Annotated in this window: 14 protein-coding genes; 7 read left to right on the forward strand and 7 right to left on the reverse strand. The window is 53.0% G+C overall.

Annotated elements, in window-relative coordinates:
• The first annotated feature begins 47 nt into the window (after nt 1-47).
• From JI741_RS21215 to JI741_RS21235, 5 genes are all read left to right on the forward strand, one after another.
• Nucleotides 48-845: a PASTA domain-containing protein gene (locus JI741_RS21215; RefSeq protein ID WP_236676207.1), complete on the forward strand. Its 798-nt coding sequence runs from the start codon at nt 48-50 to the stop codon at nt 843-845.
• Nucleotides 835-2,841, forward strand: coding sequence for a T9SS type A sorting domain-containing protein (locus JI741_RS21220; protein WP_202013219.1), 2,007 nt, complete (start codon nt 835-837; stop codon nt 2,839-2,841). The genes JI741_RS21215 and JI741_RS21220 overlap by 11 nt, the downstream gene beginning before the upstream one ends.
• A gap of 166 nt (nt 2,842-3,007) precedes the next feature.
• The gene (locus tag JI741_RS21225) at nt 3,008-4,309 is read left to right on the forward strand and encodes a DUF1015 domain-containing protein (protein WP_202013221.1); all 1,302 of its coding nucleotides are present in this window, start codon (nt 3,008-3,010) and stop codon (nt 4,307-4,309) included.
• A gap of 30 nt (nt 4,310-4,339) precedes the next feature.
• On the forward strand, nt 4,340-4,909 hold the full coding sequence (locus JI741_RS21230; RefSeq protein WP_202013223.1) for a Maf family nucleotide pyrophosphatase: 570 nt from the start codon (nt 4,340-4,342) through the stop codon (nt 4,907-4,909).
• A gap of 15 nt (nt 4,910-4,924) precedes the next feature.
• Nucleotides 4,925-5,854, forward strand: coding sequence for a CPBP family intramembrane glutamic endopeptidase (locus tag JI741_RS21235; RefSeq protein WP_202013225.1), 930 nt, complete (start codon nt 4,925-4,927; stop codon nt 5,852-5,854).
• Nucleotide 5,855: 1 nt separating this feature from the next.
• Here JI741_RS21235 and JI741_RS21240 read toward each other — a convergent pair whose 3' ends face one another.
• From JI741_RS21240 to JI741_RS21270, 7 genes are all read right to left on the reverse strand, one after another.
• Complete coding sequence (locus JI741_RS21240; protein ID WP_202013227.1) at nt 5,856-6,983, reverse strand: glycosyltransferase family 4 protein; 1,128 nt, start codon at nt 6,981-6,983, stop codon at nt 5,856-5,858.
• A complete protein-coding gene (locus tag JI741_RS21245; RefSeq protein ID WP_202013229.1) occupies nt 6,980-7,516 on the reverse strand; it encodes an inorganic diphosphatase in 537 nt (178 codons plus the stop codon). Before JI741_RS21245 ends, JI741_RS21240 begins: the two co-directional genes overlap by 4 nt.
• Nucleotides 7,517-7,594: 78 nt before the next feature.
• Nucleotides 7,595-8,989, reverse strand: a complete 1,395-nt coding sequence (locus tag JI741_RS21250) for an efflux RND transporter periplasmic adaptor subunit (RefSeq protein WP_202013231.1) — start codon at nt 8,987-8,989, stop codon at nt 7,595-7,597.
• A gap of 11 nt (nt 8,990-9,000) precedes the next feature.
• Nucleotides 9,001-10,470, reverse strand: coding sequence for a TolC family protein (locus JI741_RS21255; RefSeq protein ID WP_202013232.1), 1,470 nt, complete (start codon nt 10,468-10,470; stop codon nt 9,001-9,003).
• A gap of 9 nt (nt 10,471-10,479) precedes the next feature.
• A complete protein-coding gene (gene sdaAB, locus JI741_RS21260) occupies nt 10,480-11,157 on the reverse strand; it encodes an L-serine ammonia-lyase, iron-sulfur-dependent subunit beta (RefSeq protein WP_202013234.1) in 678 nt (225 codons plus the stop codon).
• A 96-nt stretch (nt 11,158-11,253) separates the two neighbouring features.
• Entirely contained in the window at nt 11,254-12,048 is a 795-nt protein-coding gene (thyA, locus tag JI741_RS21265) for a thymidylate synthase (RefSeq protein ID WP_202013236.1), read from the reverse strand.
• Nucleotides 12,049-12,175: 127 nt separating this feature from the next.
• Nucleotides 12,176-13,066 carry a hypothetical protein gene (locus JI741_RS21270; protein WP_202013238.1) on the reverse strand — a complete coding sequence of 297 codons (891 nt, stop codon included), beginning with the start codon at nt 13,064-13,066 and terminating at the stop codon, nt 12,176-12,178.
• Nucleotides 13,067-13,177: 111 nt separating this feature from the next.
• Between JI741_RS21270 and JI741_RS21275 the strand changes: the two genes are divergently transcribed.
• Together JI741_RS21275 and JI741_RS21280 are read left to right on the forward strand one after the other, a co-directional pair.
• Nucleotides 13,178-13,849 carry a DUF4159 domain-containing protein gene (locus JI741_RS21275; protein ID WP_202013240.1) on the forward strand — a complete coding sequence of 224 codons (672 nt, stop codon included), beginning with the start codon at nt 13,178-13,180 and terminating at the stop codon, nt 13,847-13,849.
• 15 nt (nt 13,850-13,864) lie between these two features.
• The gene (locus tag JI741_RS21280) at nt 13,865-15,355 is read left to right on the forward strand and encodes an FG-GAP-like repeat-containing protein (RefSeq protein WP_202013242.1); all 1,491 of its coding nucleotides are present in this window, start codon (nt 13,865-13,867) and stop codon (nt 15,353-15,355) included.
• Nucleotides 15,356-15,357: the final 2 nt, after the last annotated feature.

A 15,357-nucleotide genomic window follows, 5' to 3' on the forward strand; every position in this document is an offset into this window, starting at 1 on the left:
ACGGACGACGAACGCCTCGGCCTTCCCCTCCGGCTTTTTAAGAAGACATGAAATTGGATATTCTGAAATTCAAACGGGACACTCTGGGCGGCATGCTCCTTCACCTGTTGCTGGCGGCCTCTGCCCTGCTGCTCGTAGCCATCCTGTATTTTTACGCCTACCTGCCCAGCTCCACCAACCACAACGAGAGTATCACCGTGCCCAACACCGAAGGCATGGAAATTAGCAAGCTCGACGACTTTTTGGGAAAACGCACGCTTCGCTATGAAGTGACCGATTCCTCCTATTCATCCGAACTGCCACCCCTCACGGTCATCAAACAATCTCCGCCCGCGGGCGCTAAAGTGAAAGAAGGCCGGAAGATATCGATCACCGTCAACCGCACAAACCCTCCCACCGTGCCCGTTCCGGATCTGGTGGACGGATCGGTGGTGAATGCCGACGCCGTGCTGCGCAGCAACGAATTGAAACGCGGAAGAATTGAACTGGTGGCCGGCCCCTTCAACGTGGTGAAAGCCATGAAATACAAAGGCCAGACCCTGACCATTGGCGACCGCGTTCCCAAAGGCGCCGTGATCGACCTGGTGGTGATGGACGGCGGCAACAAAGACTATCCCATGCCCGATTTGCTCAGCTCGTCTTATGAAGATGCCAAGGTTCCCGTGTTCGGCTCCAACCTCGTGTTCGGCACGATCACCTTGGTGGGCGACACCACCGGCGGCGATGCCGTGATCCTGAAACAAAAGCCGGAACCCAATGCCTTGGTGCGACCTGGCGACGTTGTTGATTTGTGGATTGGCCAACTGGGCACCGAGATCCCGGAAGATGATGGCAATGAAAATTAAGACCGAGCATACTATATCACAATCTTTCACGCGATGGGCTTTTGCCTTGAAAGGGGCGCTCTTCAGTTTACTGCTCTTGCTTTGGCTTGCCGCTTCGGCCAACGCACAGTTTCAAACTTTTCCACTGCCGACAAAAGCAAAGGTTGCTTCTCCGGTGAAACGTTCCAACCCCGCAGCGCGTCCGCAAGCGTTGGGTCCGAAGTCGCTTCCTTTCTGGGATGACTTCTCGTTCACATCGGTAGACAATCCCTTCGACACCACGTCAAACATTCCCCGCGACACGCTTTGGTTTGTGATCGACACCGTGGCGCAAACCACCTGGATCAACAGCGGCCTGGGCCTCAATCCACCCTCGGCCAACGTGGCCACGTTCGACGGCCTGGATGGCAACCATCAGAAATATTCAGAGCAGTTGGTGAACAACGGCACACGCGACAGCCTCACGTCGCGCCCGCTCAAACTGGGCGAGCCGAGTGTTAGCATCGCCGAACGCAGCACAGTGTTTCTCAGCTTCTTCTTTCAATGGGCCGGAAATGGCGAGCCACCCGACGCCACCGACTATTTGCGCGTAGAATTTAAGAACAACGTCGGCGTGTGGAAACCAGCCATGACCATCTACCCCAACTCGACCAGACAAGCCAGCGTGTTCTACGACACCCTGCTGCAAGTGGTGGGCGACGAATTTTTTCACGACAATTTTCAGTTTCGCTTCCGCAACTACGGTCGTCTTTCGGGTCCTTACGACACCTGGAATATTGACTATGTGTACCTCAACAAAAACCGGAACGACAACGACATTTCTTTTCCCGACCAAACCATTGCCGGTCCGTTGAGCGGCATGTTTGGAACATACCGGTCCATCCCCTATCACACGTTCAAAGTTCTGAAGAGTGTGACGCAACCCAAGTTCGAGATCTACAACCTGCGCCTTGGTGTTCCGGAAGTGTTGAGTTATGCGGTTCGTGGCACCATGACAAACTACAAAGACGGTGTGATCACCAAGAGCACATACGACACGATCAAGACGCCCATCAACGACAACAACACCAACAACATCGGTCCGCTGGAGCGTAAAACCGTGACGGTCAAAAATCTTCCCGATCCCAACAATACCGCACACTTCGATCCGGATGCAGATTCGGTGCGCGTGAAGCTGAACGCTTACCTCTATACCGGCGACACGTTCGATCCCATCTTTGGCGGTTTCGCGAGCGACTATGATCTGAACTACGTCCCCATCGACTTCCGCGCCAACGACACCACCAGTGTCACCTATTTTCTGAAAGACTTCTACGCCTACGACGATGGCGTTGCCGAATATGCCGCGGGCCTCACACAGGCCGGAAATCGCGCAGCCGTGCGATTCGACCTGGTGACAGAAGATCCCGACACGCTGGTGGGCTTCGACATTTACGTGCCCGACTATGGCCTGGTGAGCAATCTCACCACCGACTTCACGGTGTATGTTGACAATGCCGGGTTGCCGGGCGATGTGTTGTATACCATCCCGAGTTTCACGGTGCAACGAACGCTGGTGAATCAATTTCAACGCGTCCGCATTGTGCAACCCAAGGTGGTGCGCGATGCGTTTCACATCGGCTGGAAGGCACCGGTAGGTGGCACGTTGAAAGTAGGGCTTGACTACAGCAGCGATCAGCAAGACAAAATCTCCGTGAACACCAACGGCTCCTGGCTACCGTCTGATCTGACGGGCACACTGATGATACGCCCTGTGATGGGCTCGGGCAACATCACCGGAATTGAAGACGAGCTGAAGGCACTCAGCGTCTACCCCAACCCCAGCAGCGGCGAGTTCTACATCAGCGGACCGTTTGATCGGCTCACGGTGTTAAACATCACAGGACAAACCATTCCCCACCAGCAGCAGGTTGTTGATGGCGGCCATAAAATATCCCTGCACACGGCAGCAGGACTTTATGTTCTTAAGATTCAAAAAGGAAATTCTTTTGTGACGAAGAAGATCGTTGTGCGCTAGTTTGCTTGGCCTTCGAAGTAGTGGACGTGATGGCGTTGTTCCTACTGCATTGTTTTGATTGATGACCTTGTCAGGGACACACCGTGAGCCAAAACTCACCTCCCGCTTTTTTCATCTAAAAACAATATCTTCGCCCTTCATCTTATTGAACTCTTTTCAAACAAAAATGGCCGAGATCTTACCCATTCGCCCCTGGCGATATAACCCTTCCCTCAGCGGCGACCTTGACGCACTGGCCTCTCCCCTGTTCGATGTGGTTTCGGAAAAGCAGCGTAAAGCACTCTACCAAAACCCGCTCAACAGCATTCACCTGTCGGTGCCCGAAGGACCGGACCCGACAAACCGTGCGGCGGCGTTGCTGGCAAAATGGAAATCGGAAAAGGTGTTGGTGCAAGACAAGCTTCCGGCCATCTATGTTTATTATCAGTATTTCAAACTGGCTGGCGATTCAAAAGAATATTGCCGCAAAGGTTTCATTGCCCACATCCGCGCCTACGATTGGGAAGACGGTGTGATTCTGCGACACGAGAACACCATTCCCAAAGCGGTGAACGACCGCGTGGACCTGCTCGAAAAAACCGAGTTGCATGTGAATCCCACACACGGTTTGTTCACCGATCCGCATTTCACGCTGGAGCACTACATGGATGCGGCCATCCAAAACCCGCTCTACGAAACCGAAGACTATCAGGGCGTGCGCGACGTGCTGGCCGTGATACACGACGCATCCATCATTCGCCGTTTCATCGATGTGATGAGTGGCAAAACCATCATCCTGGCCGACGGACATCATCGCTATGAAGGATCGTTGATCTATAAGCAGAAATGCATCGCGGCCAACCCAAACCACCGCGGCGACGAAGGCTACAATTTTCACCTCATGTATTTCACCAACACCGAGGCCGACGACCTGCGCATCCTGCCCACACACCGGATCATCCGCGACCTGCCCGACTTCCACGAGCAGGACATCCTGGCGCGACTGGAACCTTACTTCACCATCACACCGGTGGAAGACTCGCACACCGTGAACGAAATCATTGCTGGCAAGCCGTGGGCGTTTGGTTTGTTGTTTAGCGAAAACGCCTACAAGGTGCGCCTCAAACCCGATGCGCTGCAAACCATGTCGTGGCCTTTCCCCGACGTGGTGAAAAAACTTGACCTCACGGTGATGCATTATTTCATTATCGGCAAAGCCCTGTGCATTCCCGGCAAAGTGCAGCGACAGTCGGAGTATATCGACTTCGACCGCAGCTTTTCCGATTGCCTGCAGCGTGTCATCAAAGGCGATGCACAGATGGCCATCATCACCAACGAAGTATCGATCGAAGAAGTGAAAGCGGTTTGCCACAGTGGCTTCACCATGCCGCAGAAGTCCACCTACTTCTATCCCAAAGTGATTGGTGGATTTTTGTTCACCTCCATCCGGCAAGCCGAGTTTGAGCTGCCGGTTTATTCGCCGATCTGAACTATATTGAATTCGAAAAACACCTGCGATATGAGCATCCCAAACCGTCCGCTGGTGCTGGCGTCCAGTTCGCCCCGGCGCCAATACCTCATGAAAGAAGCCGGCTTCACCTTCACGCTGGAGAAACCCGACGTGGAAGAAACCTTTCCCGACTCCCTGCCGGTGGAACAAGTGGCGCGCTACCTGGCCGAAAAGAAAGCCGAATATTTCCGGCCCACCATGAAGGACGAAATCATTGTGACGGCCGACACCGTGGTGATCATCAACAACACCATCATCAACAAACCCCAGGACCGCGCCGAAGCCATTGGCATGCTCACCATGCTGTCGGGCAAAACCCACCGTGTGATGACGGGCGTGTGCATCATCTCCAAAGAAAAAGAACAAACCTTTGACGATACCACCGAAGTGACCTTTCAAACGCTGACACCCGAAGAGATCGCCTACTATGTGGATCACCACAAACCCTATGACAAGGCCGGTGCCTATGGCGCACAGGACTGGATTGGGATGGTGGCCATCGAAAAAATTGTCGGCTCCTATTTCAACGTGATGGGGTTGCCGATTCACAAGGTGTATCAATATCTTTCGCGCTGGTAGGCCCTTGCGTTGTTCATGAAGAAGATCTGGAAGTTTCTCGTTCACCATGTGCAGGAAGATTTTAACCTGCGCGCCTACCTGCTCACCTTTTTATTTCTGACGGTCTCGGTCTATGTGAACTACAGCCTTGATTTTGAGGATACGTTTCTTGACACACAAAAAGGATTTCTGAAATTTTTCTATTACTTCCTTTTCTATGGCTTTGCCTACTACAGCACCATGGCCATCGTGTTCTTTTCAAAAAAGGGAAGCACATTTTTTCGCGAGCGCGATTTCTGGATCCGTAGTGTGCTGGCGCTGGCCGCCCTGAGCCTCGACGGCAGTCAGCCCTATCTGCACAGCATCGTGAACGCGCTGGCTCCTGCACAACTTCAATATTGGGTCTACAAAGTAGCAAACAACCTCATCGGGTTTGTGAACATACTCTTGCCACTACTTTTGTTTCATCGCTATTACGATCACAACCGGAAACACTACTACGGCCTTCAGGTGCAACACTTCGACACACGTCCCTATTTTGTGTTGTTGCTCATCATGCTGCCACTCATTGTGGGCGCATCGTTCGAGCCCAGTTTTGTGAAGCAATATCCTATGTATAAAGTCACGGCGGCGCATACTTATCTCGGTGTGCCCGAGTGGGTCACGGTGGCGTGCTATGAGGTTGCGTATGGACTTGATTTTATCACCGTTGAATTTCTGTTTCGCGGCTTCATGGTCATTGGCATGATGCACGTGGTGGGGCGCAACGCCGTGCTGGCCATGGCCGTCACCTACTGTTATCTGCACTTTGGAAAGCCTGCGGGCGAAGCGGTGAGCTCGATCTTTGGTGGCTACATTCTGGGCGTGGTGGCCTATGAAACAAAGGGCGTGTGGGGTGGCGTGATTGTGCACGTTGGCATTGCGTGGCTCATGGAGCTTGTGGCCTTCCTTCAGAAATTGCGCTGACTCAACCCTGGTAGAGCGCCATCAAGTCTTTGGCAATCACTTCCGGTCTGAATTGACCGATAAATTTTTTACCGTCGGCGATCATCTGCTTTCGCAGCTCTCCGTCGCTCAGCACGCGGCTCAACTGATGGGCCAGCTCTTCGGCATTTTCTGGATCCACATACAACGACCCCGGCCCTGCGGCTTCGCTAAAACACGATCCTGTTGACGTGATTACCGGAATGCCCGACGCCATGGCTTCCACCAGCGGGATGCCAAACCCTTCGAAGAGCGAGGGGTATACAAACACTTCTGCGCCCTGAAAGAGCGCCGGAAATTCCTGGAAGGGAACCTCGTGCAAAAAGATGAGGCTCTCCAACACACCCGACTGCTGCGCCTCTTCCACCACTTGTTTTTTATAGGCCGTTTCTTTGCCCACAATCACCACCGGCAAACGTTCAGCTGGTTTCTGCAACGCCAGTGCCTGGATGAGGAGCAACACATTTTTCCGTGTTTCGAGCGTGCCCACATTCAACACAAATCGTTCGGGCAACGCATACTTTTTCTTCACTTCCTGGATTTGGTTGGGCGTGGCCACGGTGTTGAACTGCGGATGACATCCCTGATACACTACTTTGATCTTTGAAGCAGGCACCTGCAGAAAATCAATCAGGTCCTGTGCCGTCTGCTGGCTGATGGCCACCACAACGTCGGCCGACTTGCAGGCGGCATTCACCTTCGTTTTGTAGATGGCTACATCGATGGGGTTGTAGAGCCTGGGGAAGCGCAGAAAAATGAGATCGTGCACCGTCACAATCTTCTTTATGCCCGTCGGTAAATTCACCGGCAGCTCCTGGCTCAGGCCATGAAACACCTGCAAGGTTTTCACACTGGCTTCACCCGCGATGCCCACGGTGCGCCAGAGACTCGCCGCCTTAAAAATTGTGTAGGACCACGGTGGTGTAACCACCTGCACCTGGGCACGCCCCACCAGCGGCGTCACTTCCGGATGTTTGCGCGTTTTGGGTGTATAGAGAACATAATGATGCCCGGGCTCGAAATCACAAAGGGCGTTCAAAACAAACCGGCTGTAGTTGCCCAGGCCGGTGAAGTTGTTGAAGAGCCGCTTGGCGTCGAAGCCTATGTTCACTTGGGGAAAGTCTTTTTATACAAGTCGATGCTCTGCTGGATGATCTCCATCGCTTTGGCCTTCGACTCAAATTCGTCTACGATCACAACCTTGTTTTCAAGGGTTTTGTAGTTCTCGAAGAAATGTTTCAGCTCGTTTCTGAAATATTCGGGCAACTGGTCCATCTCGTTGATGTGGCTCACGCTCACATCCTGTTCGGCCACGGCGATGATCTTGTCATCGGCTTCGCCCTTGTCGATCATGCGCATCACGCCAATCACTTTGGAAGGAATGAGGCAGCGGGGCACCACGGTAACTTGCGTGAGCACAACGATGTCGAGCGGGTCGTGATCTTCACCCAGGGTTTGCGGAATGAAGCCGTAGTTGAGCGGGTAGTACATGGACGCATAGAGCACGCGATCCAGTTTGATGAGACCGCTGTCTTTGTCGATCTCATACTTTGCGCGCGATCCTTTCGGAATCTCGATGATGCCGTTCACATGTTCCGGGGGATTGTCGCCAATCGATACTTCGTGCCAAGGGTGCTTTACCATACATTTTGAGTTGAACCCAAAATTAAATAAAAAGCCCCCCGATTGCTACCGGGGGGCTTTGTGTTGGTCGTTAATTTTTTACTTGTCTTTCTTCTCAGGCTCCTTCTTCTCTGCCATTTTCACTTTGTCGCCATCTTTCAATCGTTTGGAAACGGCCAGGAACGGTCCGGTGATCACTTCGGTGCTGTCGCTCACACCCGACACAATTTCGATGTTGTCGTAATCGCTGATGCCGGTTTTCACCTCCACCATTTTCGCCACGCCTTTGTCGTTCACAAAGATCACCGTTTTGTCTTCTTTTTTCTTCTCGGGCTTTTTGTCGGTGCTTGCGGCCGGCGGAGGTCCGTCGTCGTCGTCCATGCCACCGCCACCGTTGTTCTGGGGCTCTTCGGTCTTGGTGCCGTCAGCGCTTCGGGTGGTCACTGAAGCCAGGGGTACCGACAAGGCGTTGGCTTTGGTTTTGGTGATGATGTCTACGCTGGCAGTCATGCCGGGACGGAAGGGAAACTTGTTGCCCTCTTTCACCAGGTCCTGGTAGGACGAGCTGAGGATGAGGATACGCACTTCAAATTCCGTGATGGCATCGGTTGATGTTTTGTCTTTGGCGGTGTTGGCAATGAGCGTTACCAGGCCTTTAAATTCTTTCTTCTGGTTGGTGTAGGCGTCCACGTCGATGATGGCCGTGTCGCCCAGGTGCACGCGCACGATGTCGTTTTCGTTCACGTTCACGCGTACTTCCATTTTGTTGAGGTCGGCGATGCGCAACATTTCCGTTCCGGCCATGGTGGCGGTTCCTACCACGCGCTCACCATTTTTCACAATGAGCTTTGACACGATGCCGTTCATGGGCGCCACCACCGATGTCTTGCGGAAGTTTTCGCGCGCTTCTTTCAACGACGCTTCCGTGCTGCGGATGATATAGTGTGCCGCTTCTACCGATTGCTGTGCCGAGGCCACATCGTTCTTGGCGATCTCATAGTTTTGTTTGGCCAGTTGCCAGTCGGCATCGGAAATTACTTTCTCGTTAAACAACTTTTCGTTCCGCTTGTACTCCAGTTCCGTGCGGGTGAGCGTGGCCTGCGAGCGAAGCAGGTTGGCTTTCGATTGCTCAAGGTTGGCGCGTTGCTGGCTCAGACCGGCTTCGGCACGATCGAGCTGGCTTTGCCAGGTGTCGGGACGAATGCGCACCAATGTTTTTCCTTTGGCCACCGAGTCGCCTTCTTCAATGAGAAGGTCGATGATTTCGCCCGATACTTCGGGTGCGATCTTCACTTCCGTGACGGGCTGAACCGTTCCGGAGGCGCTCACTTTCTCAACGATGGTTACACGCTTGGCTTTGGCGAATTCAACTTCTATCTCCTTCGGCTTCCCTACCCAGCCCAAACTTTTGCCAACTAATAAGAAAAGGAAAATAACTACGACGGCCCCGATGAGCCAATAAATCATCTTGTTCGATTTGCGTTTTTGTGCCATTGCGTGGTTTATTAATATTCGATGGGTTTGCCTTGATAGAAGTCCAGTACTTTCTTCTTGAAGATGAAATCATATTTTGCCCGCGACAAATCGGTCTGGGCCTGGAACAGGTTGTTTTGCGACACCTGATATTCAAACGAGTTTGCCGCGCCTGCGCCAAAGCGTTGTTCCATCATGCGATAGGCTTCGGTGCGCGCCGTTACCTGACGCAGCGCCGAGTTGTAGGTCTTTGCAGAAGCCGCCGCATCGTTATAGGCCGACTCCACATTTTGACGGAGCGTTTGTTCAATTTCCTGTGCGTTTATTTTTGCCTGCTGATTTTGAACGATGGAGCGCTGAACCGAAGCCCGCGCCGTGTAGCCGTTAAAGATGGGGATCGTTAATTGAAGCCCCAGCGTTTTGTAAATGTTGTCTTTGATCTGGTCGGCAAACTTATACGTGTTCAGATACGAACCATTCGGGTTCCGCGTATATACTGGCATGCCCGTGTCCTGGTTCACATAGGCAACAGGCGCCTTCGAAAACGAAAAGGTGTTGTCGGGATAAAACTGTGCTTCTTGTGTGCTGGAGTAGTTGGTGTTCAAGCCTGCATTGAGGCTCAGGCGTGGGTAAAGATTTCCACGCGCAGCTTTCACCGCATAGTGCGAGCTCTGGATCTTATATTCAGCACTTCTGATTTCGGGCATGGTTTGACGGGCCTGGTCAAAGATCTCGTCGCGACTCTGGTCGATCACCAGGGCTTCGGGATTCAGGTCGGGAATCTCCACGTCGAGGCCTTGCGTGGCGGGGATGCGCAACGCTTGTTTCAAACGCAACAGCGACAACGCCAGCGCGTTTTCCTGTTGGATCAAGGTCACTTCGTTGCTGGCCACCTGGGCATCGAGATTGAGTTGTTCCGATTTGGCCAACGCACCCGCGGCTACCTGCCGGGTTGTGCGGTCCAATTGCTTTTGGCTGGACTCCAACTGGAAGCGGGCATTGTTTACCAGCTCCTTGTTGAACACCACATTGATAAACAGGTTGGCCACATTCAGGATCAGATCGTTCTTTGCCTTTGCCAGGTCTTCGGTAGACGCCGCATAGGTCGTTTGATATTGCTGTATGCTGTTGTGAATGCGAAAGCCGTTGAAGATGGGCAATGACGCGTTGGCCGCGAGATTCGACGACTTGATTTCCTGCGACGTAAATGCGTTGCTCACGGGGTCAAGACCGCGACCCCAGCTGTAGCCATACGAAGCCGATCCGTTTAAGCTTGGCAGTCGAGCAAATTTTGACTGTCTCAAATCCACCTCGCTGCTTTCCACATTGTAGGCACTGCGTTGCACGGAGAGGTTGTTAGACAACGCATAGTCTATGCACTGTTTGAGCCCCCACTTCACATTCGTGGCGGGCGTTTGGGCTTCCTGTTTCACCGTGTCGATTTGCGCCCAGGTGACTTTCGACACCATCAAAATCAAAACTGCCAGTAGTATTCTTTTCATGTGCTTTTATCAACGATCAATATCCGGTATATAAATAATTTGTTTCACCCAGCTAAGACTCTTTAAGTATGCTAATGTTACATCCTTGAGTCCGGAATCCATCTCAATGACCAGTCCCGCCAGGTCGTTCTTCCCCTTCCGCGAAACCGACATGGTGGCAATGTTGCAGTCGTCGTGGGCCAGCACATCGGCAATGAACGCGATGCTGCCCTTCACGTCGGCGGCGGTGATCATGAGTGTGTGCAGGTTGGCGCTGAAGTCGGCCTTGAACCCGTTCACCTCGGCAATGTTGATGAGCCCTCCGCCCCGGCTTTCGCCAATCACTTCCAGGGTCTGGTCGCCTTTCCGGAGATTCAGTTTGATGGTGTTGGGATGAAGCGTGGAAGCGTTGCCCACCGATTTGAAATGGAACACCAGGCCCTTGTCGCGGGCAATGTCGATGGCGTCTTTGATGCGAACGTCGTCTGTTTTATAGTCCAGCAGGCCGGCAATGATGGCGCGGTCGCTTCCGTGCCCTTCATAGGTACGGGCAAACGAATTGTAGAAGGTGATGTCGGCCTCGTCAGGGATGCCACCCAACAACTTGAGGGCTGCGCGGGCTATCCGCACCACCCCCGCCGTATGGGAACTGGAAGGTCCGATCATAACGGGGCCAATCATATCGAAAACACTGCTTTTCTCCGCCATACTGGGTTAGAATACGCAATCTGTCGACAAAAAGATGTAATTGTTACAAACAATCAGGGTTCAACATGAAAAAGATGAATGCCGGGAGGAAATGCCCTAAACGGCAATGGGTGCCTTGATGGACGGATGCGACTGGTAGTTCACAATTTCAAAGTCCTCGAACCGGTAGTCGAAGATCGATTCCGGCTTCCGCTTTATGTTCAGCTGCGGCAGCGCATAGGGCTCGCGCGATAACTGCAACTGCGCCTGCTCCAGGTGGTTGCTGTAGAGGTGCGTGTCGCCGCCGGTCCAGATAAACTCGCCCGGAGCTAGGTCGCACTGCTGCGCAAACATGTGGGTTAGCAACGCATAGGACGCGATGTTGAACGGCACCCCCAAAAAGTAATCGGCACTGCGCTGGTAGAGCTGGCACGACAATTTTCCATCGGCCACATAAAACTGGAAAAGGGCGTGGCAGGGCGGCAAAGCCATCTTGTCCACTTCCGACGGGTTCCAGGCGGTCACAATGTGGCGACGCGAATCGGGTTTGCTTTTGATTTGTTGAATCACCTGCGTGATCTGGTCGATGTGGCGGCCGTCCGGCGCGGGCCAACTGCGCCACTGGTGGCCATACACGGGGCCTAGCTCACCGTTTTCGTCGGCCCACTCGTCCCAGATGCTCACACCGTTGTCTTTCAGGTATTTGATGTTGGTGTCGCCGTTGAGGAACCAGAGAAGCTCGTAGATAATGGACCGCAGGTGAAGTTTTTTGGTGGTCACCAACGGAAATCCTTCCGCGAGATCGAAACGCAACTGCCGGCCAAATACAGAAAGCGTGCCCGTGCCGGTGCGATCGGTTTTCTGAGCGCCGGTTTGCAGGATGTCGTTCATGAGGGCCAGGTATTGCTTCATCGCGCGTGATTTTAAGGTTGCAAGTAATGCAATCCCGGGCGTCCGTAAAATAAAAAAGCCCGGAAAAAATCCGGGCCTTTTAAGAATTCACAGCGGAGAAAATCATTTCCTCCGGTTGAACTTTTTCCTAGTTCACGTTGATGTTGCGGGTCACGCCATTCACGGTGATGACCACCGATTTGTCGCATGTTCCGTCGCCATAGTCGATGGTGATTTCTTTGCTGCCATCGATGAGGTATTTCTTGATGCCTTCCACGGCGATGCCGCAGAAGCGTTTGTATTTCAAAGCTTTTGACAGGGAAACCGAATAGGTTCTGCCACCGCGTGTGGTTCCGCTGGCGGTGCTGGCCTGGTCGATCAGCAGGTAGTCGTTGAGGGGATTCGCCTCTCTTATCCATTGCCAGGTAATGTTCGACTCGCGTTCGGCCACAGTGCCGTCGGCTATGAACGTGGCTTTGCCGCCCACCAGCTTGGCGTTGAATTTAGGTGCTTCGGCCGTGCTGCCCGACACGTTGGTGAGGGTTCTCACGCCTTCCAGTTTCACCCCGTTGATGGTATAGTTTTCTACGGTAGTCACCACGGTGGAGCCGGGTTGGAAACGGCGTCCGTTATAGGTAAAAATCACTTTGCCGGTGCGCGTGTTGCCACGGCCGTCGGCACAGCCTGTGGTGCCGAAGTTAACGATGAGCACGCCTTTGGGAGCTTCAAGGGTAGAGTTGGCATCGGGTGTAACACTCACCACCACGCCGTCACAATCAAAACGATCGTCTTGCACAGTCACCGAGTAGGTGGTTTCTACCCTGCCGTTTTTCGAATACTGGTCGTCGGTCGGTGCGCTCACCGCCACACCGGCCAGATCGTCCATGTCCTGATAATACGAGTCGGTAATGGCTTCTTCTGTGATGTCCTGCGTATCGGCCAGGGTGAGCTTGTCTTCGTCTTTACAAGAAATGACGAAAGCGAACGTTCCCATGAGGGCCACGGAAGCAATTTTTCCAAAGAGATTACTGGTTTTCATACGTTATATTGGTGGTTTCTAGATTAATTTGCCTGCTTAGATAGGCCTTCTGTGGAAAGGTTTAAGGACAAAGTAAATTTTTTTCCACCTTTAAGTATTGATAACCGCGCCATGGTAACCACGCATGTAAGATTTGCACTCCTGTTCCTTCTTTCGATGAGCTTCGGCTTTGCACAAGCGCAACTGAAAATGAAACTGGCCAAGCTCAAGTATAGCGGCGGCGGCGATTGGTATGCCAACAAAACATCGTTGCCCAACCTCATCAAGTTTTGCAACACCGAAATGGGCACGCTGCTGGAACCCGAAGAAGACGTGGCCGACGTGGGCAGCCGCGACATCTTTCTTTATCCCTATGTATACATGACGGGCCACGGCAACGTGGTGTTCTCCGATGCCGAAGCGGCCAACCTCCGGAAGTATCTCACCGCCGGCGGCTTCCTCCACATCGACGACAACTATGGGCTCGACAAATTTATCCGCCTCGAACTGAAGAAAGTATTTCCCGAACTCGAGCTCGTGGAACTTCCGTTCGATCATCCCATCTATCATCAGAAATACGACTTCCCAAAAGGCCTACCCAAAATTCACGAACACGACGGCAAACCCGCACAAGGATTTGGACTGGTATATGAAGGTCGGCTGGTTGTCTTCTATTCGTATGAATGCGACCTCGGCAATGGCTGGGAAGACCAGCGCATTCACAACGACCCCGAAGAAAAACGACTGCAGGCCTTGCGCATGGGCGCCAACATTCTGAGCTACTGCTTCACTCATTCGATGTAATCAAACACCGCCCGCTTGAAGTCAACGCTTAGTCTCTTTGCCCTTGTCATTGTTGTGGCAAACATGCTGCTCTCCTGCAACTCGCAAGATCAAAAGGAAGAACAGCTGGCCCGTCAGTATTGTGGCAGCTGTCACATGTTTCCGGAGCCGTCGCTACTGCCCAAAAAAACGTGGGAGAAAGACGTGATGCCACAAATGGCATTGCGCATGGGCATTGAATATGGCAAGCTCACGGAACTCCCCGACGAAGACCGCGCCATGGTACTGTCGTCGCTTCCGCTCAGCCCGATGGTGAGCGATGCCGAATGGAAAGCGATCCAAAACTATTTCCAGAAAAATGCACCAGACTCCGTCATCGTAGAAAAATTGCCAACACCCGCCGCGATCACACAGTTCGATGTCACGGCCTTGCCTCTTCCAATCGAAGGCCATCCCACCACGTCGATGCTCGCAGCCGACACGGCGCATCAAACCATTTTCCTGAGCGACCGCCGCGCCAGGCTTCATCAATTTGATGAGCATCTCAATCTGACCGCCACGTTCCAGATGAGCAGCCCCGCTGCCCAAATGTTGTTCGCGCCCAATGCCGATCCGGAACTGGTGGAGATGGGCATCATGGACCCTAACGATCAGGCGAAGGGGGCCATCGTTCGTTGGAATGGCGAGAAGATTTTCACACCGTTGATCGATTCGGTGCAGCGGCCGGTCTTTGCCGAACGCGCCGATCTGAATAACGACGGACAGTTGGATTACGTGGTCTGCGCCTTTGGAAACTTCACCGGCAGCCTCGCGGTTTATGAAGCCAAAACAAACGGTGCCTTTACCAGACACGTTCTACAAAACATGCCGGGAGCACGCAAAGTGGTGGTGAGAGATTTCGACAACAACGGCATGCCCGACATTCTTGCGCTCATGACACAAGGCGATGAGCGACTGGTCCTATTCCTCAACCAAGGCAACTTCAGGTTCCGCATCAACGTGCTGCTGCGCTTCCCGCCCACACACGGGTCGAGCTACTTCGACCTAGCCGACTTCAACAACGATGGCAAGGCCGACATTCTGTTCACCAACGGCGACAATGCCGACTACTCCCCCATTCTGAAACCCTATCACCGCGTGGCGATCTATCTTAACGACGGCGCCAATCACTTCACAGAGTCATGGTCATATCCGTTGCAAGGAGCAACCCAGGCCCGCGCCATCGACTTCGACAAAGACGGCGACCTTGACGTTGCCGCTATCGCATTCTTTCCCGACTTCGAAAATTCACCGGAACAAGGCTTCGTCTATTTTGAGAAAACACCAGAAGGTTATACACCCTATGTGACACCGCTGGCCAGCCAAGGCCGATGGATCACTATGGAAGTAGCCGACATCGATCGCGACAATGACGACGACATTCTTTTAGGAGCCCTTGATTTTTATTCGGGCGTACCCAAGCCCGTAAATAGCGGATGGATGAAATCGGACGTGTGGTTGTTGATGCTACGGAATCGGCTGCATTGAAA

The sequence above is a fragment of the Chryseolinea lacunae genome, from assembly GCF_016735595.1.
GTDB classification, from domain to species: Bacteria; Bacteroidota; Bacteroidia; order Cytophagales; family Cyclobacteriaceae; genus Chryseolinea; species Chryseolinea lacunae.